General features: G+C 67.1%; 17 protein-coding genes. 10 read left to right on the top strand and 7 right to left on the bottom strand.

The window, feature by feature from the left end; genetic code table 11:
• Nucleotides 1-31: 31 nt before the first annotated feature.
• The 5 genes from ACPDIX_RS06860 to ACPDIX_RS06880 form a co-directional block, all read right to left on the bottom strand.
• Nucleotides 32-1012, bottom strand: coding sequence for an NAD(P)H-dependent glycerol-3-phosphate dehydrogenase (locus tag ACPDIX_RS06860; RefSeq protein WP_423431038.1), 981 nt, complete (start codon nucleotides 1010-1012; stop codon nucleotides 32-34).
• Complete coding sequence (gene plsY, locus ACPDIX_RS06865; RefSeq protein WP_423431039.1) at nucleotides 1009-1653, bottom strand: glycerol-3-phosphate 1-O-acyltransferase PlsY; 645 nt, start codon at nucleotides 1651-1653, stop codon at nucleotides 1009-1011. The genes ACPDIX_RS06860 and plsY overlap by 4 nt, the downstream gene beginning before the upstream one ends.
• Before the next feature lie 135 nt (nucleotides 1654-1788).
• Nucleotides 1789-3204 carry a hemolysin family protein gene (locus ACPDIX_RS06870; protein WP_423431040.1) on the bottom strand — a complete coding sequence of 472 codons (1416 nt, stop codon included), beginning with the start codon at nucleotides 3202-3204 and terminating at the stop codon, nucleotides 1789-1791.
• Nucleotides 3201-4217 (bottom strand): CNNM domain-containing protein, encoded by a 1017-nt coding sequence (locus tag ACPDIX_RS06875; RefSeq protein WP_423431041.1) that lies wholly within the window; start codon nucleotides 4215-4217, stop codon nucleotides 3201-3203. Before ACPDIX_RS06875 ends, ACPDIX_RS06870 begins: the two co-directional genes overlap by 4 nt.
• A 13-nt stretch (nucleotides 4218-4230) precedes the next feature.
• Nucleotides 4231-5463 carry a hemolysin family protein gene (locus tag ACPDIX_RS06880; RefSeq protein WP_423431042.1) on the bottom strand — a complete coding sequence of 411 codons (1233 nt, stop codon included), beginning with the start codon at nucleotides 5461-5463 and terminating at the stop codon, nucleotides 4231-4233.
• A 199-nt stretch (nucleotides 5464-5662) separates the two neighbouring features.
• Here ACPDIX_RS06880 and ACPDIX_RS06885 point away from each other — a divergent pair, with 199 nt between their 5' ends.
• The 5 genes from ACPDIX_RS06885 to ACPDIX_RS06905 all read left to right on the top strand — a co-directional run bounded on the left by ACPDIX_RS06885 (nucleotide 5663) and on the right by ACPDIX_RS06905 (nucleotide 12858).
• Complete coding sequence (locus ACPDIX_RS06885; RefSeq protein ID WP_423431043.1) at nucleotides 5663-6997, top strand: MlaD family protein; 1335 nt, start codon at nucleotides 5663-5665, stop codon at nucleotides 6995-6997.
• Between the two features lie 184 nt (nucleotides 6998-7181).
• Nucleotides 7182-9956, top strand: coding sequence for a hypothetical protein (locus ACPDIX_RS06890; RefSeq protein ID WP_423431044.1), 2775 nt, complete (start codon nucleotides 7182-7184; stop codon nucleotides 9954-9956).
• Entirely contained in the window at nucleotides 9889-10920 is a 1032-nt protein-coding gene (locus ACPDIX_RS06895; RefSeq protein WP_423431045.1) for an ATP-binding protein, read from the top strand. The genes ACPDIX_RS06890 and ACPDIX_RS06895 overlap by 68 nt, the downstream gene beginning before the upstream one ends.
• Complete coding sequence (locus ACPDIX_RS06900) at nucleotides 10908-11540, top strand: response regulator transcription factor (RefSeq protein WP_423431046.1); 633 nt, start codon at nucleotides 10908-10910, stop codon at nucleotides 11538-11540. Before ACPDIX_RS06895 ends, ACPDIX_RS06900 begins: the two co-directional genes overlap by 13 nt.
• Before the next feature lie 25 nt (nucleotides 11541-11565).
• A complete protein-coding gene (locus ACPDIX_RS06905) occupies nucleotides 11566-12858 on the top strand; it encodes a glycoside hydrolase family 71/99-like protein (protein ID WP_423431047.1) in 1293 nt (430 codons plus the stop codon).
• 70 nt (nucleotides 12859-12928) lie between these two features.
• On the opposite strand, the gene ACPDIX_RS06910 is transcribed toward ACPDIX_RS06905, so the two are convergent.
• Nucleotides 12929-13834: a manganese catalase family protein gene (locus tag ACPDIX_RS06910; protein ID WP_423431048.1), complete on the bottom strand. Its 906-nt coding sequence runs from the start codon at nucleotides 13832-13834 to the stop codon at nucleotides 12929-12931.
• A gap of 159 nt (nucleotides 13835-13993) precedes the next feature.
• Between ACPDIX_RS06910 and ACPDIX_RS06915 the strand changes: the two genes are divergently transcribed.
• The gene (locus ACPDIX_RS06915; RefSeq protein ID WP_423431049.1) at nucleotides 13994-14905 is read left to right on the top strand and encodes a LysR family transcriptional regulator; all 912 of its coding nucleotides are present in this window, start codon (nucleotides 13994-13996) and stop codon (nucleotides 14903-14905) included.
• Between the two features lie 60 nt (nucleotides 14906-14965).
• Here the strand turns inward: ACPDIX_RS06915 and ACPDIX_RS06920 are convergent, their stop codons facing one another.
• Nucleotides 14966-15907, bottom strand: a complete 942-nt coding sequence (locus tag ACPDIX_RS06920) for a phosphodiester glycosidase family protein (RefSeq protein ID WP_423431050.1) — start codon at nucleotides 15905-15907, stop codon at nucleotides 14966-14968.
• Between the two features lie 269 nt (nucleotides 15908-16176).
• Between ACPDIX_RS06920 and ACPDIX_RS06925 the strand changes: the two genes are divergently transcribed.
• The 4 genes from ACPDIX_RS06925 to ACPDIX_RS06940 all read left to right on the top strand — a co-directional run bounded on the left by ACPDIX_RS06925 (nucleotide 16177) and on the right by ACPDIX_RS06940 (nucleotide 22221).
• Nucleotides 16177-17880 (top strand): hypothetical protein, encoded by a 1704-nt coding sequence (locus tag ACPDIX_RS06925; protein WP_423431051.1) that lies wholly within the window; start codon nucleotides 16177-16179, stop codon nucleotides 17878-17880.
• Between the two features lie 462 nt (nucleotides 17881-18342).
• A complete protein-coding gene (locus ACPDIX_RS06930) occupies nucleotides 18343-18933 on the top strand; it encodes a TetR/AcrR family transcriptional regulator (protein ID WP_423431052.1) in 591 nt (196 codons plus the stop codon).
• 97 nt (nucleotides 18934-19030) lie between these two features.
• Nucleotides 19031-19795, top strand: coding sequence for a prepilin-type N-terminal cleavage/methylation domain-containing protein (locus tag ACPDIX_RS06935; protein ID WP_423431053.1), 765 nt, complete (start codon nucleotides 19031-19033; stop codon nucleotides 19793-19795).
• 38 nt (nucleotides 19796-19833) lie between these two features.
• A complete protein-coding gene (locus ACPDIX_RS06940) occupies nucleotides 19834-22221 on the top strand; it encodes a hypothetical protein (protein ID WP_423431054.1) in 2388 nt (795 codons plus the stop codon).
• Nucleotides 22222-22263: the final 42 nt, after the last annotated feature.

Genomic DNA, 22263 nt, shown 5'->3' on the forward strand with positions numbered 1-22263 from the left:
CGGGCCGCCGACCCGCAGCCCGCAAACCGGTTCAATCTTCCGTTTTGGATTCCCGGGCCAGCAGGTCCTGCACCGTCCGGCGCACATCCTTTCCCTCGTAGAGCATCGCGTACACCTGATCAATGATGGGCGTCTCCACCCGCAGCCGCCGCGCCAGGGCATGAGCGGCCCGCGCCGTGGGATAACCCTCCGCAACGGCGGTCATGCTGTTGAGGATCTGCTCCGCCGTCTCGCCCCGGCCGAGCCGTTCGCCGAACTGCCGGTTCCGGCTCAGGCGCGAAAAGCAGGTCACGATGAGGTCACCGATGCCGCTGAGCCCCGAGAATGTCTCCGCCCGCGCCCCGCAGGCCACGCCCAACCGGCGCATCTCCGCGATGGCGCGCGTCACCAACGCCGCCTTGGAGTTGTCACCAAACCCCAGGCCGTCGCACACGCCGGCACCGATGGCAAACACGTTCTTGAGCGCGCCCCCGAGTTCCACCCCCAGCAGGTCGCTGCTCGTGTAGACGCGGAAGGTCGGACCGTGAAACAGCGCCTGGACCAGTCGGGTGGCTTCCGGGTCTTCACCCGCCGCCACCACGGCCGTGGGCACGCCCCGCGCCACTTCCATGGCCAGCGACGGGCCGGACAACGCCACCACCCGCGCGTGCGGCGCCGTCTGGCGCAGGACACCGGACATGGTCAGGCCCGTCTCGTACTCGATGCCCTTGGTGACCGTCACCACCACGCCGCGGAACCCGGCCAGGCAGGTCGTCACCGAACGAAACGCGCGCGAAACACTGGCCACGACCACCAGTTCGGCGTCCCGAACGGCCCGGCTGGCGTCCGGTTCCAACCGCAGTTCGCGCGGCAGCTCCACGCCCGGCAGGTACCGTTCGTTCCGCCCCGTCCGCGCAATCCCCTTCAGCGTCTCGGGGAAAAAGTCCCACAACGTCACCGCATGACCGCGCCCGGCCAGCATCCGCGCCAGCGCGGTTCCCCATGCACCCGCACCCAGAACCGTCAGTGTCATGAACCGACCTTCCTCCGCCATCGAAATCTGGGCTCCGTCCCCTGCAACAGCCGGCGCAGATTGTCGCGGTGTCGCGCGATGGCGATCACGCCCACACCGGTGGTCATCCACGCCAGCAGTCCCTGGTCCTGCGTCAACCACACCGTCGCCGGCAACAGGACCGCCGCCGTCACCGATGCCAGCGACACATACCGAAACGCCAGCAGCATGGCCAACCACCCGGCCAGCGCCACCGCCACCGCCACCGGTGCCAGCGCCAGAAACACCCCCGCGCTGGTGGCGATGCCCTTGCCACCCCGGAACCCCAGCCAGCAGGTGTACGTGTGGCCCAGCACCGCCCCAAGGCCGGCCCACACGCGCGCCGCACCGGCATCGAACCCCGCCAGATCCCAACGGGGCCACACGGCTGCCACGGCCGCACAGGCCACCGTGGGCGCCAGGTAACCCTTCAACACGTCCACCACCAGCACCACCAGGCCCGGACCGCGTCCCAGCACACGAAACGCGTTGGTCGCACCAATGTTCCCGCTGCCCAGCCGCCGGAGGTCCATGCCCCGCGCCCGTGCCACCAGGTAACCGGTGGGCAGGGACCCGAGGAGATAACCGGCGCACAGGCAGATCGCCAGACCCAACCACGACATGCGCCGCAGTCTAGAAACGGGCCGCAGACGGTAAAGCGGGATTTGTTCCGGCCGGGCCCGCGGGTCGGTTGCCGCACCGGTGGGCCGGCTCGTGGGAGGCCGTTTCAAGCCCTCCGAGCCGGCCGGGGCGCTGCCTCAGGCGCGGCCCTCGTCGCGATCCTCTCGCCGCGTGCTCCTGCTCCGTTTCCGTCGGGCCGGTGCCTGTTCGACCGCCGTGTCGCTCCCGGGCGGCGGCCCCACCCGTTCGATCCGGAACCGCGTCACCCGGCCGCCCTCGCTCTCCAACACCTGGATCCGCCACACACCGCGCGTCACGGTGTCACCCGGCTTCGGGAATCCGCCCAGTTCATGGGTGATCCAACCGCTGGCCGTGGCCAGTCCGGGCACCTGCAACGGTTCGCCCATCAATTCGCCCAGTTCATGCAACGGCAACGTCCCCGCCGCCTCCCACGTGCGATCGTCCAACCGCGTCAGCACGGGTTTTTCCTGGTCGAACTCGTCCTGGATGGGGCCCACCAGCTCCTCGAGGACGTTTTCGAGTGTCACCAGGCCGACGGTCGTGCCGTACTCGTCCACCACAATCGCCATGTGCAGCCGCCGCTCCAGAAAGAGTCGCAGCAACCGTTCCAAGCTGCCCACCTCCGGCACGTAAAGCAGCGGATGCGCCACCGGCAAAAGCTCCGCCGCCGTCCGGACCTTCAGACGCATCGCGTACAGGTCCTTGATGTGGACCACGCCCAGCGTCCGGTCCAGGTCGCCTTCCTCGCAGATCGGAAACCGGGAGTAGCGCGACTGCTCGGCCACTTCCAGACAGGCCTGGATGCCCGCCGTGGTGTCCAGCGCCACAATCTCGTGCCGCGGCCGCATGACCTCGCGCACGATGCGGTGCCGCAGGTCCAGCGCGTTTTGCACCAACTCCCGGCTGAATCGGGAAGCGCCCCACCGGCGTTGGGACGTGGCCAGAACCAGGCGGAGCTCCTCCTCCGAACGGATGCCCTCCCCATCCACCGCGGGCTCGATCCCCACACAGCGCAACAGCCAGAGGGCGCTCTCGTTCAGCAACCAGATGAACGGGTACATCGCCACGTAAAACCAATGCATGGGATAGGCCACCCAGAGACTCACCGGCACCGCCTTGCGAATGGCCAGCGACTTGGGCGCCATTTCCCCCACAACGATGTGGAGAAAGGTGATCACACTGAATCCGACACCAAAGGCGAGCGATTCCTGTGCCGCAAGGCTCTCCACCGCAAACAGCCGGAAGACCGGCTGCAGCAGAAAGGCAAACACCGGCTCGCCGATCCAGCCCAGCCCCAGGCTGGCCAGCGTGATGCCCAACTGACAGGCGCTCAGGTAGGCGTCCAGGTGCCGCAGCAGATGCAGCGCCATGCGTGCCCGGCGCTGGCCGCGCGCCTGCAACGGCAGCAACTGCGTCTGCCGCACCTTGACCAGGGCAAATTCCGTGGCGACGAAAAAGCCGTTGAGCAGCACCAGCCCGGCCACCGCCAGCAACTTCAACACCACCGCTGTCCAACCCCAGGTCTCGTTCACAGACGCAGATCTCCGAAGATGACTCTCAGAATATCCTCCCGATGCAGCGTGCCCAGCGGTTCGCCCCGGGCATCCTGCACCACCGCCAGGGGCCGACCCGACCCCTGCATCCGCCGCAACAACACTTCCAGCCGGTCGTTCTCGTCAGCCAGCAGGGCCGGTTCCCACCACGCCTCCAGCGGTTGCGCCGGATCCGGTTCACCGGCGAACAGGATCCGGTCCACCGACACCAGCCCCACCACCTCGGGCGTCGCACCCGCCGAGCGGACGACCGCGTGGCTCCAACCGCGGTCCCGCGCCTTTTGCAGCAGCTCGCCCACCGTGGCCGTGGCCGGGATCCAGGGCGACTCGTCCCAGCCCCGGGTGAGCGTGCGGGCCGAGAGTGTCGAAAGCTCCAGCACATGCATGATCATCCGGCGCTCGGCCGTGGTGAGCGCGCGCGCAGAATCCAGCATCAGCGCATGCATCTCCTCGCGGTTGCCAAACAGCCGGCCCGTGAACGCGCGCCCGCCGGTCCAACGCAGCAGGGCACGCGACACGCCCTCCAACAAACCCACCACCGGCCGCAACAGCACGTACACCACCCGGAACAACGGTGCACACGCCAGACACAACCGGTTGGGCCGGCTCCGGAACCACATCTTCGGCAACAGATCGAAAAAGGCGTAAAAGAGGTACATCCCCGCCGCGTACAATCCCACCCCTGCCCATCCCAGACCGCCCGTCCACCGGTAGGCCAGCGCAAACATCCAGCCCAGCACCACCACGTTGGCCAGCGTGTTCCCCACCACCACCGTCCAGAGAAAGCTTTCCGGCCGCTCCAGGTGTTCCAACAGCATGCGCGCCGCGCGCCGGCCCTGCCGCGCCTGCACCCGGATCCGGACCCGGTTCAGCGCAAACAACCCGGCCTCCATCCCCGACAGCAGGAACGACAACGCCAGGGCCGGCATCAAACCCAACCACCACCAGCCGCCCTCCATCACGCCCGCCACCTCCTCCCTGCCTGGCTGCAAAGGTCCGACCCGCTCATCGCTTCACCTGCTCCACCAGCACCTGTCGAATCCGGCGCTCATCCACCTCCAGTGCCGTCAGGCGGACACCGCGGAACTCGACCGACTCGCCCCGTGCCGGCACCACGCCCAGCAACCGCAACATCAAGCCGGCCACCGTCTCCACCTCTTCCACACCCGCAAGGGCCGGGCACTCCCGCTGGAAGTCTTCCAGCCGCACCCCGCCGTCCACCCGCCATCGGCCCTTCTCCAGACGTTCCCACCGCATCCGCCGTACCGAGGGCCGCGCCCGGCCGCCCACCACCTCGCTGAGGATGTCCTCCAGCGTCACCAGTCCCGACACCACGCCGAACTCGTCCAGCACGATGGCCATCCCTCGCCGCTGCCGCTGCAGGCTCTGCAACAGTTGCAACAGATTCATCGACTCGGGCACGAAGGCCGGCACTTCGATCACGTCCGCCAGGTCCGCATGCGGATCCAGCAGAAACGCCCGCACGTTCAGAATCCCCACGATGGTGTCCGCCTCCTCGTCGTAGAGCGGCAGGCGCCGGTAACGCAACCGCCGCGCCTCCTGCACCATCACCTCGACGGGCAGATCATCCCGCAACCAGCTCATCTGGGCACGCGGCACCATCACGTCGCGCACCGTCCGCCGGTCCAGCCCGATGATCTGCAGGAGCAGATCCCGCTGGCCCCGCACCAGGCTGCCCTGCTGAAAGGCCAGCTCCACCAACTCCCGGTACTCCTCATCGGACAAGCCCGCAGGGGCCGGGCCCGGCTCGGTACCCCACCAACGCAGCAGGCGCCCGTTGATCCCGTGCGCCAACCCGTGCAACGGGGCGAAAAACCTGTGAATCCAGACCAACGGCCGCACCACCCGCAACGACCAGACACCCGCCTTGCGCACCGCCAGCGTCTTCGGCAAGACCTCGCACCCCAGCAGGGTCACCAGCAGCACCCCGGCCACCGTCGCCGCCCAGGGCCAGCGCCCCGTCAGGGCCATCCAAAAACCCGCTCCCAGCAACACACCGTTGGCCAGCGTGTTGCCCAACACCATCGTCGCCAGCAAAGCCTCCGGTTGCCGCAGGCACTCGCCCAACAACCGGCCCCGAACCGGATCCGTCACAGCCAGCCGACGTGCCTGCCACTGGCTCAGTGAAAAGACCGCCGTCTCGGCCAGCGCGAAAAAAAAGCTCGCTGCGCCCCCCAAGCCGGCCATCACCAGACACCAGACCACCGCGTCGTCCACGCGCCCATTATGCCCGGGACCGGCACCCTTTCCCAAGCAGGATCGGTCGGCTCGGCGCCGCCGGCAGCCCCGGGCCGTCCGGCTCTCGCCATCCAACCCCGGCCCGTGCCATTGACGCCCTGCACCGAATCTGAAATCGTCCGGGACAACGGTTCTCGGCGCCCGTCCGACAGGGACACAAAACGACCGCATGCCACCCATGCCGTTGCAGGATCTGACACCGGAATTGCGAACGCGACTCAACCGGCTGGAGCGGCTGGCCGGCTGGTTCGTACTGGCTGCGTTGGGCCTGTTGCTGCTCGGCTTCGGTTACTACGCCTACCACACCGCCCAGCGAAAAGGTTGGTTTGTCGTCAAGGCCCGGTACTTCACCCTCCTGGACCGTGCCACCGGCCTGCGCGTGGGCGATCCGGTCAAGCTGATGGGATTCGAAGTCGGCCGGATCACCCGGATCGAGGCCCAGCCGCCGGACGACTTCTACTACAACGTCTACGTCGAATTCGAGGTTCGTGTGCCCTACCAGGGTTACCTCTGGACCACCGGGTCCCGCGTGCGCGTCACCCCGGCCGACCTCTGGGGCAAACGCGAACTGGAGGTCACCAAGGGCACCGGCGGCACCCCCACCTACATCTTCCATCCCCTCCGCGATGTCACCCTCCAGGAAGCCGCCCAGCTGCCCCAGCGCGATCAATGGCAACTGGCCGAGGACATCTATGACCCCGAACTGCCGCAGATCCTCGTGCCGGCCCTCACGCCCCTCACAGCCGAAACACTGGCCAAACTGCGCGACCTGGGCCGGCAACAATTCCGCGTCCTCGACACACGCGAGACCCGCCGCTGGATGACCGGCATCTGGAACGACCGTGACGCCCGCTACGATCCCTACACCCCCCGCTCCAAGCCCTACTGGTTGCGCGCCGAGGAAACCCCTGCCCTCACCGAGCGCATGAATCAACTGGTGCACCAGGTCGAGGACGCCCTGCCGGGCATTCTCACCCTCACCAACCAGGTGCGCCAAACCCTCGAAGACCTCTCCCGACTCAGCCGCGAACTCGAATCCCGCGCCGCCGAACTCCGCCAACCGGTTCAGAACTTCACCCAACTCGGCGACCAACTCACCCGGCTCGCCGCCCGGTTACAGGCAGAGGGCGCCCTGGGAGCCTGGCTCCTCGACCCCGATGGACGCACCAACCTCAACCGTGTCCTCGCCTCGGCCCCCGCCGCGTTGAATCAGACCACCCAGTTGCTCGCACGGGTGGACCAGTCCCTCGAACAGCTCACCCTCCAACTCTCCCAATCCCTGGAAAACCTCGCCGCCATCACCGGCAACCTGCGGCAACAGGTCGAAGCCAACACCAACCTCGTCAGCTCCCTCTCCCAGGCCATCGTGGACCTGGACGATTTCGTCCAAGGCCTCAAACGGCACTGGTTGCTCCGCTCCGCCTTCCGCCGGCACGAATCCCCGGCGGCATCCGAACCTCCCCCCACCCCGGCGCCCCCCCTGCGTGCGCCGAACGACCTGCGGGAACGTTGAGCCTCTCCGCAGGCACCCCTGCCGGGCCAACCGCCGCCGGGGTCGCCCGATCCCGCGCGTGCAAGGTGCGCCGGGCAGCGGCTCAAGACGCCCTCCCCGAACCCCGACTTGTTCACCCCCCTTTCCCCGCCATACTGGGGACAAAAAACCGGGCAACCCGATGGACCAGCTTCATCGTCCCCGCATGCGAGACACGCATCCGATCCCGGGCGACAGATCCACCGGTGCCCTGGCGGCGGCCCGGGCTCTCGGCGTGGCCCTGCTGGTAGCGTGCCTCGGTCGCCCTGGTCACGCCACAGGCGCCGTCTTGTGGAGTTTGTCCGGTCCGGTCCTTGTCCGACCCGACCAAAAGGAGACGGTGCTGCTCACCGGTGGTCTGAGCCGCGACGACACCGCGTCGGACACCCTCTACCTCCGCTTCCGCGTCGCGCCGATGGAGGATGCACCCCTTCCCGATGACGAGATCGGGCTCGAGTTGCGCTACGGATCGTCCCTGCGGCTGGGCGTGGGCAAGGCCCGCGGAGCCGTCGGTTACAGCGCCTACCCCGGGCCGACGACGCGGGCGGAACGCGCCACAGCGTCGTTCCTCGACCTGCGCTCGGCACAGCCGGAACCGGACGCCCTGCCCACGGGCAGCCGATTCGAAATGCCCCGCCGCGGTCGCCACCGCACCCTGGTCGTCAAAATCCAGTACATCCCGGGAACAGAAGACCTGGTCACCATCTGGCTCGACCCGGACCTCGGACCAGGGGCCAACGAGGTCCATCAACCGGAAACCCTGCGCACCGAGTTTTACGTGGACGCGTCCTACGACAGGATCGCGCTCCGCTGCGACGGCACCGGCCCCGGGTGGTGGTTCTGCGGCCTGGCACTGGCCACCACCTTCGCCGACTTCGTCGAACCCAGCAGTGTCCCCTTGGAAACGCAGGTTCGACCCCGCCTACACGTCCCTGCCTTCGAAACGCGCACGTGGCATTTTTCCGACCCCACACGGCCCATCGGTGCCCGCGCACTGGCCTTCACCGCCGAAGGTTACCTGTGGATCGCCGGCAGCGGCGGGTTGCTCCGTTTCGACGGCCAGCGGTTCGAACCCGTCCCGCTCCCCGCCGGCACCGGTCCCGACCTCCGCCACCTCGCCACCGACGGCTCAGGCGCCCTCTGGGCCGTCACCTCACACGGAAAAACCCTCCAACTCGACCCCGACGGATGGGCCGATCGAAGCCCGCCCGGACAACCCTCCGCCCCCCACCCGCGCCCCGTCACCGACGCCCGCGGTCATCTCTGGCTGGCCCGCGCCCGCGAACTGTGGAGCCGGGAGGGTCAGGAGTGGAAGCTTTGCACCCGTCCCCAGGGCGCGCCCTCACCGGCAAGCGCGCAACTGTTGGCCGCCGATCCCGCGCAGGGCGTCTGGATCCTCCGGGACGATCAGCTCCTCGAGCAATGGACGGAGAACGGCGAGCTCCATGCACGGTTCGCCGCCCCGGTCACACCACCCGATGAGGCCGCCGTTTCCCTGCTCGTGCAACCGGACGGTGGGCTGTGGCTGGCCACCACGCATCGCATCTGGAAAACCTCCCTCGGATCTGCCCAACCTGCGTGGGAGCCGGTCTGGAGGGCCAGTTCCCAAGAACGGGTGCTCGCCCTTTTCCGCACCCCTTCCGGCCTCCCCGCCGCCGTGTTGAACACCGGAGAATGGCTGGCCGCAGATCCGGACTCCTCCGAGTTCGCGCGCTTCCGCACCCTGCCACCGTGGGATCAGATCAGTGACCTGCTGGCCGACACCGACGGCACCTTGTGGGTCCTGCAGCCGGACAGGCTCTGGCAGCTCCGGCCCCGATGGCGCCGCACCATCCTGCCGCAAACGGGCTCGAACCACTTACCCGTGACCGGATTGGTGGAAGTGGCGCCGGGCACCCTGTGGATGGCCCAACCCGGTGAAGGCATTCTCCGCTGGGCCGAAGGCCAGCTCGCCCGCCTCACCGTCGCCGGGATGCCCTCCCGCGACTCCGGGATCTCTCTGCTGGCCCGCACCAGCGATGGCAGCTGCTGGCTGGCCACCAGCGCCGGGCTCCTCAGGTTCAAAGACCCGCGCGCCGTGGCCGACGAATGCCAAAACGTCGGTCTGCCGGGCAGGACCGTCCGCGCCCTCGCTGAAACCGGACCCGATACGATCTGGGCCGGCACCGCTGAAGGCGAACTCTGGTGCCTCAGCCGCGGCCAATGGCGACAGATCCCGGGATCTTGGGACGGCGCACCGATCACCACCCTCTGCCCGGTTGGGGATCAACTTTGGATCGGAACCGCCGGAGGCGGTCTTTTTCGACTCGATACGCGCCCGGTCCCGCCAGCCGCGCGCACCGCCGCTCTGCCAGCACGACACGTCTTTACCCTCCGTGCTACCGGCGAGGACCCCGGACTCTGGGCGGCCACCGACACCGGTCTGTGGCACGGTCTTTCGAATCGCTGGACCCGCGTGCATCCCGCATCCGACCAACCGCCCGCACCGGTCTGGGCCGTCGTGGAAGACGACCAGGACCGCCTCTGGTGGGTCGGCCCAAACGGCCTCGCGTGTGCACAGGTGATCCGCGACGCAGACCGGCCCGACACCCTCCCCCGCGTCCGGGTCCTGCGCACATGGCCGGGCGTCGGCGCCTCCCCATCCGGTCCGCCCGATTCTCACCCCCCCCGTCCTTTTGCAACGCGATTCAGAGGGTCAAATCTGGCTGGCACACGGGGGGACATTGGAGGTTTTCGACCCGGCCTACGCGCCCGTTCCAGTCCGGCCCCTGCGCGTGGTGATCCAAGCCGTCCGGGTCAACGATCGCCTGGTGGCGCCCGGGCCGGCTTCCGAGGCCCCTTCACACGTTGTCCCGGCCGCACCGGGCCAGCCCTTGGACCTCGGCGCCGGAGCACGCTCCGTCGAAATCGAGTTCGCCGTCCTGAATGCCGAAACCGATGACGTTCGCGTCACCTGCAAACTCGACGGGCTCGACCAAGAATGGCACACGGTCGGGCCCGTCCGGCGGGTCACCTACGGACATCTCCGGCCCGGACGTTACTGCTTTTTGATCCGCGCCAGCGAAGGATCCCATCCCGACCGCACGGCTGAACACGCCCTCCCACTCCGGGTGAGACCGCACCTCTGGCAACGCCCGTGGTTCACCGGCACGCTGCTCCTGGCCACCGTGCTGGCCGGCAGCGCCCTCGCACAAACCCGCGAACGCCGCCGTGCCCGCCGTCGGTTGGTACAGCTCGAACGCGAACACGCCCTGGAACGCGAGCGCGCCCGCATCGCCCGCGATCTCCACGACGAGATGGGCGGCAAACTCTGCCGGATCTCCTTCCTGACGGAACACCTGCGCCGGCAACCCCCCGCCGCCGATCCGGACCGCTCCACGCTGGTCGCCATCGGCGAGACCGCCCGGGAATTGCTGGGCGCTTTGGATGAAATCGTCTGGGCCGTCAATCCCGCCAACGACACTCTCGAACACCTCGCAGCCTATCTCTCGCAGCATGCCCAGGACTTTTTCCAGGGCACACCCATCGAATGCCGCGTGGAACTGCCGGAAACCCTCCCTGCCATTCCCTTGCCCGGTCACATCCGCCATCATCTTTTCCGAGCCGTCCACGAGGCGTTCGCCAACGCGCTCCGACACAGCGGCGCCACCTGCGTCGAATTGCGCCTGACCTGCACCGACCGCACCATGATCTGGACCGTGTGCGACAACGGACATGGATTCGATCCCGCCGCGCCGGGTGGCGGCTCCGGCGGCTGCGGGTTGCACAACCTGCACAGCCGGATGGCCGAACTGGGTGGTGCCTGCACCATCCTCTCCCACCCCGGCCAGGGCACCGTGGTCCGGCTCGAACTCCCTCTCCAACCGGTCGAATCCCAGCCAGAAAGTCGAACATGGAATCGGTGATCTCCGTCGCCATCGTGGATGATGACCGCGCCCTCTGCGCCGCCATCGCCGCCTTCCTGGACGGCACCCCGGGCTTCCGCTGCCTCGGCGTCTATTTCACCGCCGAGTCCGCCCTCGAAGGCATCCCGGCCCGCCCCCCGCACGTCGTCCTGATGGACATCAACATGCCCGGCCGCGACGGCATCGCCTGTGTGCGCGAATTGAAAGCGCGCCTTCCCGAAACCCAGATTGTCATGCTCACCGTGTACGAGGACACCGACAAGATCTTTGCCGCCCTCTCGGCCGGGGCCACCGGTTACCTCCTGAAACGACTCAGCCCCGAAAAACTTCTCGAGGCTATTCGCGAGGTCCACGAGGGTGGATCACCCATGTCCAGCTCCATCGCCCGCAAGGTCGTCGCATCCTTCCGCCGCGGCGGTCCTCCCCCACGCACCCCTCTGCCGCTCTCACCCCGGGAACAGGCCGTGCTCGAAGCCCTCGCCCGGGGCCTCACCTACAAACAGATCGCCGACCAGCTCGAGATCAGCATCGACACCATCCGCACCTACATTCGCCGCATCTACGAGAAGCTCCATGTACAGTCCCGCACCGAAGCCGTTGCCAAATACCTCCGATCCTGACCAGACCGGCCGCCACGGGCGCCCCTTGCCCTGTCTGCGAGTCCTTGCCGCGTGGCTGACCCTGTTGCTGGGCCTGACGCCCGCCCCGCCGGCCGCCGCAAAGAGCATTCTCGCCTACTACCTCGCCTGGTACGCAGCCCCACCGCTCAGCACCAACTGGGGATGGCACTGGACCATGAACCGCTTCCACCCGGACCGCGTCAACGCCCTCGGCGAACCGGAGATCGCCTCATGGTACCAGCCATGGATCGGCCCCTACGACTCGGGCGACCCGGTCGTCCTGGAGTATCACACCCTGCTCATGCGCCTGGCCGGCGTGGACGCCGTGGTGGTGAACTGGTTCGGCCCGGAAGACGTCTTCGACTACGCCCGAATCGAGGAGAATCTCCACCGCCTGCTCCCGTTTCTCGAACGGGCCGGCCTGCAACTGGCCCTCTGCTACGAGGACCGCGCCCTGCAGGCGCCCCCTCCTGCGGAGGACCCGGCAGCCGCCGACCCGGTCAACCGCGCCATCCGGGTCCTGCGTCACGCCGGGAGAGCGTACTTCCGACACCGCAACTACCTGCGCTGGCAGGACCGGCCCGTGCTGCTGGTCTTCGGCCCGCAGGTCCTCAGGAGCGCTGATGCCTGGCAGCAAATCCTCAACGCCCTCGACCCGCGCCCGGCCCTGTTCACCATCAACACCGCCCTGCCCGGCGCGGCGGGAGCCTTTGCCTGGCCGCCCATGTGGCTCAGTCAGGCACCCGGCACGGGCGGTGTGCTTTCCGAAACCGCACTGAACCGTTACCTGGCCGATTTCGAACAGGCCGCCCGCGCATGGCCCGCCGCCATCAGCACCGCCTTCCCCAGGTTCCACGACATCCACCCCCGGGCCGGTACGCGCGAGTACTGGGGCTACCTGGGCGACCGCTCCGGCCTGACCTTCCGCCAAACCCTCCAGCGCGCCCTCACCAACCAGACCGCCATGGCCATGATCGCCACTTGGAACGACTTCGCCGAAGGCACGCAGATCGAGCCCACGCGCGAATTCGGCCTGCGCGACCTCCTCACACTCCAGCAACTGCGCCGCAAACACGTGGACCCGGACTTTCCCGCCAACCCGCGCGGCTTGGAACTGGTCCAACGCCTGTACCGCCACCGCCGCGCCGCCCCGGCCGATCCCGCCAGGCAAAAGCAACTGGACGAGGCCGCCCGTGCCCTCGCCAACTTCAGATTCGACGCCGCGGAAGCCCTCCTGCCGCCCCTCGAGACCAACCATCCGCCGGCACCGCCCGCGCCCACGGAAGCGGCCGCGCCCGCCGACACCCGTGTACCATGAAAAAAACCGCCGATGCACCGGTCCGGTGCACCGGCGGACACACACACCGACCCGGCCGCAACAGCCCGCTTTACCGCGCCCGGGCGGTCAGCTTTTGGGCGATCTCATAGATCTCGGCGGGATGATACTCCGGCGCGAACTCCGCCGGGATCTCCGCCAGATCCGGCAACCGCCCGCCCGCAGGAGGACCGTCCACCACCTCCAGGTCACCATCACCGGCCGGCGACGGACCGTTCCAGATCTTCCCGATCTCCCGGTAATCCTCGGGACTGAACCGGTACAGTTTCCGGTGCACACCCTGCTGCTCGAACTTCCGCGCCTCGGGAAAGACCGAGTTCTCGATCTTCGGGATCGGCAGCATCTTCTTCACGTCCACACCGGTGAGCGTCTCCAGCGCCTTGGCGTAGGCCAGGGCGTGCACGCCACCGCGCACGAACAAGTAGCCCAGCATCTCGCGCGCCGCGGGGTTCCGCGTCATCTCGTAGACGCGCAGCTTCTGCGTGCGCGCACCACATTCGAGGAAGAAGTTGTGCAACAGGTCGAGAATCAGATTGCCGCTGGCGAACACGTAATCCCCGCGCCAGGGCTGGCCCATGGAATTGCCCACCAGCGTGGTCTGCGCCGTGGCGATGAAGTGGTGCGTGTTGCGCACGTCCTTCGCCGATTCCAGCGGCGCACTCACCGGATCGGCCGCCCTCGTCTCCGAGGTGCGTGGCCCGTTCAACAACATGTTCACCGAGGCCGACACCAGCTCGATGTGGCCCAACTCCTCGGTCGCGATGTTGGCGATCAACTCATAGTAGGGCCGCAGCTTTTCGCGTCCCCGGAAGTTGAACGACTGGTACATGTAGTTCATCAGGGTGGACATTTCGCCGAAACGTCCCCCCAGCAGCTCCTGGACGGCCGCCGCCGCGTTCGGGTCGGCCTCCTTCGGTTGGGGCAGCTCGATCTGCAACCTGTCAATACGCAGGAACATACGCCAATCCTCCGTTGACCGTTTCCCGATTTGCGTCCTGACGGTTCCGGGTGGCGCCGGACACCGGTCTCGTCCGGCGATCCGAAACCAACATGACCGTTGCCTGCGGATTGCCCCGGGGCCAGTAGGACGTTACGATGATCGCCATAGGCAAAACCTATGGAACTGCACCAACTCCGCTACTTCGTGGCCGTGGTGGAAGCCGGCGGTTTCTCGCGCGCGGCCGCCCGTCTCCACGTGGCGCAACCGTCCCTGAGCCAGCAGATCGCCAAGCTCGAGCAGGAGCTCGGTCAACCCCTGCTGGATCGCCTCCCCCGCGGCGTGGTCCCCACCGATGCCGGCCGCCGGTTCTATGAACGCGCCCGACGCGTGCTGGCCGAGGTGGCCGATGCCGCCCGCTGCGTGGCCGATTGCCGCGAAACCCTCGAAGGCCGGCTCGTCATCGGCGCCATCCCCACCATCGCCCCCGGTCTGCTGCCCGGTTTGCTCGCCCGCTTCACCGCCGCACATCCGCGCGTGGAAATCGAGGTCGTCGAGGAGGTCACCGAACGACTGCTCCATCGCATGGACGAGGGCCAGATTGATCTGGCCCTGGTCTCCACGGTGGAAGTGCACACGGCCATCCACAGCGAACCGCTCGGGTCCGAACCGCTGGGCGTGCTCGTGGCCGCCACCCATCCACTGGCCCGGCGCCGCCAGTTGCGCTGGCCGGATCTCGACGGTCGGAAGGCCCTTGTCCTGAGCGAGCTTCACTGCCTGGGCCGGCAGGTGGATGAATTCTGCAAAGCCCGGAACGTTCAATGGCAGGTCTGGTTCCACGCCGCCCACCTCGGCACCATTCTGGAAATGGTCGCCCAAGGCATCGGCCTCTCACTGGTTCCCCGAACCTTCGAAACCCTGGCTGCGGCGCGCGGCTGCCGGTGGGTGCCCCTCCGCGATCCGATCCCCAAACGGGACATCAACCTGCTGCTCCACAACCTCCGCTACCGGACCCGCGCCACCCTCGCCTTCGCCGAACTGGCCCGCCAGACAGCAAAGAACCTCGGCTGGATGAACGGCTCGTCAGATTGACCGGGGCTCCCCCTTCTGCACCGGCAGCCCCCGCCCGGAGCAACCTCGTACCAAGCCCATTCACGGCGCCGTTACCCGGTCCCCAACCTCACGCCCCGGCACCTGTGTCATCGGGTCGGACTGGTTTGTGGTCCCGGACCGAACCGCCTCCCGCAACCGCAACCCCACCAATACCGGTACCGGCCGGGGCGCGCCCTCCGAGGGCCGGTTGCACACCCGCCACCGACCGTCTCCGTCCCGCATCAACAACACGCTGCTCCCCCCGCCATCCAGGTTCACCGCCTCGTGACAGCCCCGCCGCCGCATCCAGGACGCCAGCTCCTGTAATGTCATCCCCTCGCTGTAACCCGGCCGCCGGCCGTCCACCACCACCCACCACATCCGCCGCCCCGTCACATCCAGCCCCACCGCCGTGCGTGGATGCCGCGCCCGGCCGTCCACCGGCACCTCCTGCCCAGCCATCACCAGCGCATCAAAACCCGCCACCGCCCAACGCACCGGCCGCCCTTCTCCCACCTGACCCAACCGCACCCGGCCTCCGGTTTCCTGCCAGAAACTCCAGTACGTGCGTTCCGGCGGACTGGCCTGCCGCCGGCCATCGTGTGCCCAACCCAGAATGTCCACGCGCATCCCTTCGCGCCAATGCACCGGCGCCCGCTCACCAGCCCGCCCGTCCGACCAGGCAAACGCATTCGCATTCACGGCCAGGAAGAGCCCGGCGCGCGCAGCCAGCTCGAGCGGCGACATCAACTGCGCCTCCGCCCCTCCGGGCCCATCCGGATCCGGCGCCACCGACGCCGCCGGTTCCCACACCCGCTGGTCCAGGTCCAGCACCACCTCGTGCACCCGAACCGGCCGCGGCTTTTCCAGGACCACCACCCGGAAGGTGACGCCGGGCCACGGGATGTCACGCGCATCGAATCGCACCGCGGCCCCGTGAAGCACCGGCAGGTGCATCCGCCACCCAATCAGCACACCGAACACCGTCAAAACGGCCGCCACGGCCAGCACCGGGGCCGGGCCCACCCAGCGTCCGGACCGAGTCAGGGCCAACCGACTCCCGCCGCTCCCCCGCGGCCACCGCCTCCCACCTTCGCCCCTGCTCATCGAGGTTCAGCAAACCATCCCCGGCACGCCCGCGCCAGTCCCGAACCCCGGCCGCTCATCCGGCCTTTGCCCCGGCACGGCACGATCACCCTTGCCGATTCGCCGGCCGGGCCACGCACGTGGGCTCGCCTTCCCACGCGCCCCTCGGTACCCTCCGGATCGTCATGAGCCACCAAAGTCCTCGCACCGGTACGAACCTGCGCCGACGCCGCCTCCGGCGCACAGCCCGCACCCGTCCGACACTCTCCACGCTGATCCTGGCCCTGGTCGCCTGGGCCCCCGGCCCGTCGAACGCCGGCACGGCCGAGCCGGACCCTCCACCCCACCGGTCCCGACTCGGCATCAACCTCAGCGGCATCGCCGACTGGGGCACCGAACACCCCTTCTGCGACGCCTTCAAAACCGCGCGCCCCTGGATCAGCCAGCGCAACGGAGCACCGTGGGGACAGGGCCCCGCCCTCGACCTCGACGAATTGGGCTGGGTTCGCCGACTCGAGCCCGGCACCTGGGCCGAGACGCTCCTCTTCACCGCCGGCCATGCACCAAAAGGCACGTACACCTGCCTCTACGACGGCGAAGGCACACTGGAAATCCACGGCGGCGGCCGCATCACCCAACGCGCACCCGGACGTCTCGAATTCGAGCTCCTGCCCGAAAAGGGCGCCCTCTTCCTGCAGCTCCGCGCGACCCATCCGGACCGGCCCGTCCGCAACATCCAGGTCCTCATGCCCGATTGCCACGCGGGGTCGGATCCCGGCCCTTTCCGTCCCGCGTTCCTCGACCGCTGGCGCGGCTTCAACACCATCCGGTTCATGGACTGGATGGAGACCAACAATTCCGAACAACGCACATGGTCGGATCGCCCCCGACCGGAGGACGCCACCTGGAGCAGGCGGGGCGTGCCGGTCGAAATCATGATCGAACTCTGCAACCGTCTCGGTGCAAACCCCTGGTTCTGCATGCCGCATCAGGCCGATGACGACTACGTGCGCTCGTTCGCCCGAACGGTCCGGGAACGCCTGCGCCGCGACCTGGTGGTCTACGTCGAGTACTCCAACGAGGTCTGGAACTCGCTCTTCGCCCAGCATCGCTACGCAGCCGGGCAGGGACGCCGGTTGGGCTTTGCCGACACGGACTGGGAAGCCGCCTGGCGTTTCAACGCCTGGCGCGCACGTCAGATCCATGGCATCTGGGAGGAGGTCTTCGGCGGCCGCAGCCGCATCGTCCGCGTCATCGCCTCCCAGGCGGCCAATCCTTACGTCACCGAGCAAACCCTCCGCTTCCGCGACAGCGCCCGCCATTTCGACGCCCTGGCCATCGCGCCGTACTTTTCCCTGAATGTGGCTCCCCAACGCTCGGGGCACGTTCCTCCGGCCGGGGAGGTGGCCTCATGGTCGGTGGAGCAACTTCTCGACCACGTCCGTCGCCATTCGCTTCCCGAGGCCGTCGAACACATGCGCGCGCAGCGTGCCCTGGCGGAGAAACATGGACTGCGCCTCATCGCCTACGAAGCCGGTCAACACCTCGTGGGCATCCAGGGCGCCGAAAACAACGACGCCCTCACCCGCCTCCTGCAGGCGGCCAACCGTCATCCCGCCATGGGCGGGCTCTACCAGCAGTACCTGGACGCGTGGCTGGAGGTGGCCGGCGGCGACCTCTGCTGTCTCTTTTCCTCCTGCGGCGCCTACTCGAAATGGGGCAGTTGGGGCCTGCTCGAAGGTTCCGACCAGACGACCTCCCCCAAATACGACGCCGTCATACGCTGGAACCGTAGCCACCCCATGCCCGCCACGGCCGAAATCAACGCGATGCGCAACCCGACCGCCGCTCGCGACACCGGTCGGCAGCTGCCACCAACCGCCCGCTAACCCCCTCACAGTCACAGTCGCAACGTACCCGGCGCGCTGCTCGACAGGCCCGCTCCAGCAACACTCCACCATCGGGATCTCGTTCCCACCGGCGAAGCCGGCGCAATTCGCACAGCAAAACCCACGCCGACACCCACCGTTGATCAACGTCTCTCCATGGACCGGGGGCTCCACATCGGCAGCCCGGGCGCACCAAGAGCCTTCGGACTGCGGCCGCACGGGCACAATCCCCGGCCGATGAGATCCCGGGAGGCGGCTCTGCTTCAGGCTCAGGACGGTTCCCGCCGCCGGCCCCACCGAGGCCAGCCGTGGCGCGCCTGCGTCCCGGGCACCCAAGGACCGATCCACCATCGGCTCTTCGGAGGGCCCAAAAAATGGGATTGACAACGCCGTACTAGACGGTATGGTTTGGCCGTGATGCGCACGAATCCGCTCGCAAGCCGGCGGTCCAAGGCCCGGAACATGCGCGCGGCCCTGGCCGCGAGCGCCTTCGCGCTGTTTTCTCAAAGGGGTTTTGACGGTGTCAACCTGGACCAAATCGCCGCCCATGCGGGCGTGACCAAGGGAAGTCTTTACTGGCACTTCAGCTCCAAGCAGGAGCTCATCTACGCGGCGTGCACTCACTATTACCGTGCCTACCAGCGGCGCATCAATGAGGCATTGGTGGGGGTGCGTGATCCCAGGGAGCGCTTGCTGAAAACTCTCCGTGTGGCCGTGCGCACGTGTCTCCTGGATGAAGCCAATCGCGTCTTCACCATGGAGATCTTCACCAAATCCGTTCAAGACGCCGGGCTGCGTCGCAGTTGGCAACAGTTCTACGACACGGTCCGGGAGTTCTACATCGGCCTGTTGCGCGCCGCATCCGAAACCGGCGCCGCACAGGTGGACGATCCGGTCCAGGCGGTCAATCTGATGCTGGCCGCCATGGAAGGCATCAAGTTGCGCGCCATGTTCGAACCGGAAATCTGCCACCCGGCCGAGGAGGCGCGCATTCTTGCCGGTCTTCAGGAAATCCTCGGTATCCGCGACACGCGCCGGACGGAAAGCGCCTGAGCAGGCGCATCTCCGCTGACCTGTTGATCCCCACCCCCAGAGAGGACACTCCGAACCGCGACCATACCTGTCGGTATGGTGTTCCCCTGCAGGCCCTATGACATGCGATCTCTCCCCACCCACGTACCCGCCGCCCTGCGGTCGCGGGTTTACCCTGATCGAGCTGCTGGTTGTCCTGGCCATTGTCGCACTGCTGGCTGCCCTGCTCTTGCCGGCCCTGGCAAAAGCGCGAAGTCGCTCCTACCGTACCTACTGCCTCAACCATGCCCGTCAGATGGGATTGGCCTCCGCCCTTTACGCGAACGATTTCAACGACCATATCCCGCGCGTGCTGAATTGGGGCAAGGCCTTGGGACTGCAGTTCCGAATTGGCGAGAAATGGATGCCAGAATTGTTCGAACCCTATCTGGGGCCGAATACCGTCAAGCCCAGGACCTCGGAACGCCCACGGTACGAGCCCACAGCCGGGCTCTACGCGTGTCCCTCGGGCTTGAAAGGGAAGATCGTCGTGCGTGGGTCCAATGACGACGTGTTCGGCCGGGACTTCTTTTTCGACAACGACGGAGTCAGTTATGTCTGGTCGCACATCTACTTCGATCCCTGGCGCGGGGTTCACGCCACGGACCGTCCGATCAGCGGCCGCAAGGCCAGCAACGTCAAGAACCCCTCGAAAGCGGTCCTGATTTGGGAGATTCCGTACCACCGTGCGCTGAACATGCCGCATGAGCGCGGCATGAACGTGGTATTTGCCGACAACAGTGCCCGCCGCATTGTCGGCAACACGAGAGAAACCGACTGGTGGCTGAATCACAGTTATGAGGGATGGGACATCGACCGGCCACCGCCGGACCCGCCTCTCTGACCTTTGCCCAATTCACACAACACCAACCCCCAACGAACATGAAACCATCCAAGAACGATCGAAACCCAGGACGCTGCCCTCTCTGGAGGCGTCTGTTCGCACTGGCCCTCGCCATCGTCGGACTCCACCCGATGGATCGGGCGGGTGCACAGGAAACCTTCATCGCCTATCAAGTCCCGGCCGGAACGGCGGGGAACCAGGCCTTTGGAGGCGTGTTGGGAATGGACTTTGACGTGGAAAATCCCGTCGTGCTCACGCGTTTGGGCGTTTTCGACGATGGTTCCGACGGCTTGAACGCCACGCTGATCGCCCGGTTGTGGGACCGAACCACGGAGACCGAGGTTGCTTCCCTCATTTTCACTCCGGACGACCCCGGCGAATTGGTTGGGGGAAGCAGGTTCAAATCTCTCGAAACCCCGCTGGAGCTGCCCATTGGTTTCCGAGGAACGATCACCGCCGAAGGGTACGGAGAGGAAGAAAAGCTCCGGAACCGTTTCAACGAGGACACCAACATCGTGTGGACCACGAACGACGGAAACGGTTCGATCCGATTCGTGGGATCCAGTCGTTGGGGACTGGTGCCCGGGAGCTATCCCTCGACGGTGGACGAGGGCCCGGCGGCCCGGTATGCGGCCGGCACCTTTGAATTCCGATCCACCCCCATTGTCATGCCGGGGCGGCCTGATCTAACCCTGCGACCTGGTGATGCCCGCGTGGAGATCTTCTGGAACGAAGTCACAAGCCCCCTGCCTGCGGCGGTTTACCTGGTTTTCCGGAGGTTGGCGGCGGCGGAAACCTTTGAGCTCATTGCCGAGCTGCAAACCACTCATTACTTGGATACCAATGTCGAGAATGGTGCGGAATACTGTTACGTCGTTCGGGCACGTGCCTCCAACGGCCGGGAAGGCCCGGATTCGCCCGTGCGATGTACCTCGCCCTACCGGTTACCGGACAATCACGAAATTGCATACTTCACGCCGGCCGCCACCGGGAACCAGGTCTTCAGTGGTTCGCTGGGACTCGACTTCGACATCCAAAGCCCCATCGTGATCAAGGCGCTGGGTGTTTTCGACGACGGCGCGGACGGGCTCACCCGCCCGCTGGCGGCGCGCATCTTCAACCGCGAGACGCAAGAAATCGTTGCCGAAGTCCTGTTTGCCCCGGGCGAGGGCCGACTCATCGAGGGCATGCGCTTCAAGGATCTCGAAAGCCCTCTCCGCCTCGAAGCCGGATTCAAAGGCGTCATGCAGGCCGACGGGTACGGACCGGGAGAGCGACTCCTCAATTCGGACGGCAACACGAATGCCATCGTGTGGACCCTGCACGACGGGAACGGCTCCATCCTTTTTGTGGGGAGCAGCCGCTACGGTTTTGAGCCCGGAACCTTTCCCGAAATCCTGGACCAAGGCCCGGCCGCGCGATTCGCCGCCGGCACTTTCTTGTACGAGGTACTGCCTCCTGAGCGCCCCGGCATCCCTGTCCTCCATGTGGTCGTCCCCTATGAGGACGCCAAAGTCACCCTCTACTGGGATCCCATTACCCGGCCACTGCCGGCGGTGACCTACCGCGTGTTCCGGGCCACCGATCCTGCCGGCCCCTTCGAACTCGTGGCCGAAACCCCCGACACGTCCTACGAGGACACCGGGCTGACCAACGGGGTGGAGGTCTTTTACCGGATCCGCGCGGTGGCGGCCGAGGGCCGGGAAAGCCTCGACTCGAACGTGGTTCGATCCAGGCCCAATCCGCGCGAGCCCGGTGTGGCGTATCTCGTGGCCTTTGGCCTGGCCGGCTCCGGCACCTACAGCGGCTCATTGGGCATGGATTTCGACGTTGCACGGCCGGTGCGGATCACCGAACTCGGCGTGTTCGACTCTTCCGCCGACGGCTTGTTTCTGACGCTGACCGTTGTGCTTTACGACCGCCAAACCCGCGAGGCACTGGCGTCGCTGGAGTTCACGCCCCAAGACCCCGGCACCCTGCGCGACGGCAGCCGCTTCAAGGCGCTGCCACAGCCCGTAGTGCTTCCTGCCGGTTTTCAAGGCGTGATCGCCTGCTGGGGCTATGGCTCGGAAGAGCCCTATTTCGACAACTCGCTCGACGCAGCCGAGCTCCAGGTCTTTGGTGGAGGTTCGCTCCTCTTTGTCGGATCCGGCCGTTTTGGTGCGGCAGGCCAGTTCCCGGCCACCCCGGACAGAGGGCCGGTCAACCGTTACGGCGCCGGCACGTTCTACTTCGAGCCCCTCCCCGCCCTTCCCCAACTTCAAATCACGCGGATGGGCGGGCGAATCCGTCTGACCTGGACGGGCACCGGAGTTCTCGAAAGTGCAACAAACCTTGAAGGACCTTGGACAACTGTTCCCGATGCCGTTTCTGGCATGGAGCTTCCACCGGAAGGCCGGCAACGGTTTTTCCGGGTAAGACCCTGACCACCAGGCCAAGAGCCCGTGCACCGACCGCGGCGCAAGAGG

This window comes from Limisphaera sp. 4302-co (assembly GCF_049537155.1).
In the GTDB taxonomy this organism is placed as follows: domain Bacteria; phylum Verrucomicrobiota; class Verrucomicrobiia; order Limisphaerales; family Limisphaeraceae; genus Limisphaera.

Excerpts from the sequence above, each read along its gene's own strand:
- ACPDIX_RS06860 (WP_423431038.1), bottom strand. The coding sequence starts at position 1,012 with ATGACACTGACGGTTCTGGGTGCGGGTGCATGGGGAACCGCGCTGGCG.
- ACPDIX_RS06930 (WP_423431052.1), top strand. The coding sequence starts at position 18,343 with ATGCGCGCGGCCCTGGCCGCGAGCGCCTTCGCGCTGTTTTCTCAAAGG.
- ACPDIX_RS06900 (WP_423431046.1), top strand. The coding sequence starts at position 10,908 with ATGGAATCGGTGATCTCCGTCGCCATCGTGGATGATGACCGCGCCCTC.
- plsY (WP_423431039.1), bottom strand. The coding sequence starts at position 1,653 with ATGTCGTGGTTGGGTCTGGCGATCTGCCTGTGCGCCGGTTATCTCCTC.
- ACPDIX_RS06915 (WP_423431049.1), top strand. The coding sequence starts at position 13,994 with ATGGAACTGCACCAACTCCGCTACTTCGTGGCCGTGGTGGAAGCCGGC.
- ACPDIX_RS06940 (WP_423431054.1), top strand. The coding sequence starts at position 19,834 with ATGAAACCATCCAAGAACGATCGAAACCCAGGACGCTGCCCTCTCTGG.
- ACPDIX_RS06910 (WP_423431048.1), bottom strand. The coding sequence starts at position 13,834 with ATGTTCCTGCGTATTGACAGGTTGCAGATCGAGCTGCCCCAACCGAAG.
- ACPDIX_RS06890 (WP_423431044.1), top strand. The coding sequence starts at position 7,182 with ATGCGAGACACGCATCCGATCCCGGGCGACAGATCCACCGGTGCCCTG.
- ACPDIX_RS06885 (WP_423431043.1), top strand. The coding sequence starts at position 5,663 with ATGCCGTTGCAGGATCTGACACCGGAATTGCGAACGCGACTCAACCGG.
- ACPDIX_RS06935 (WP_423431053.1), top strand. The coding sequence starts at position 19,031 with ATGACATGCGATCTCTCCCCACCCACGTACCCGCCGCCCTGCGGTCGC.
- ACPDIX_RS06925 (WP_423431051.1), top strand. The coding sequence starts at position 16,177 with ATGAGCCACCAAAGTCCTCGCACCGGTACGAACCTGCGCCGACGCCGC.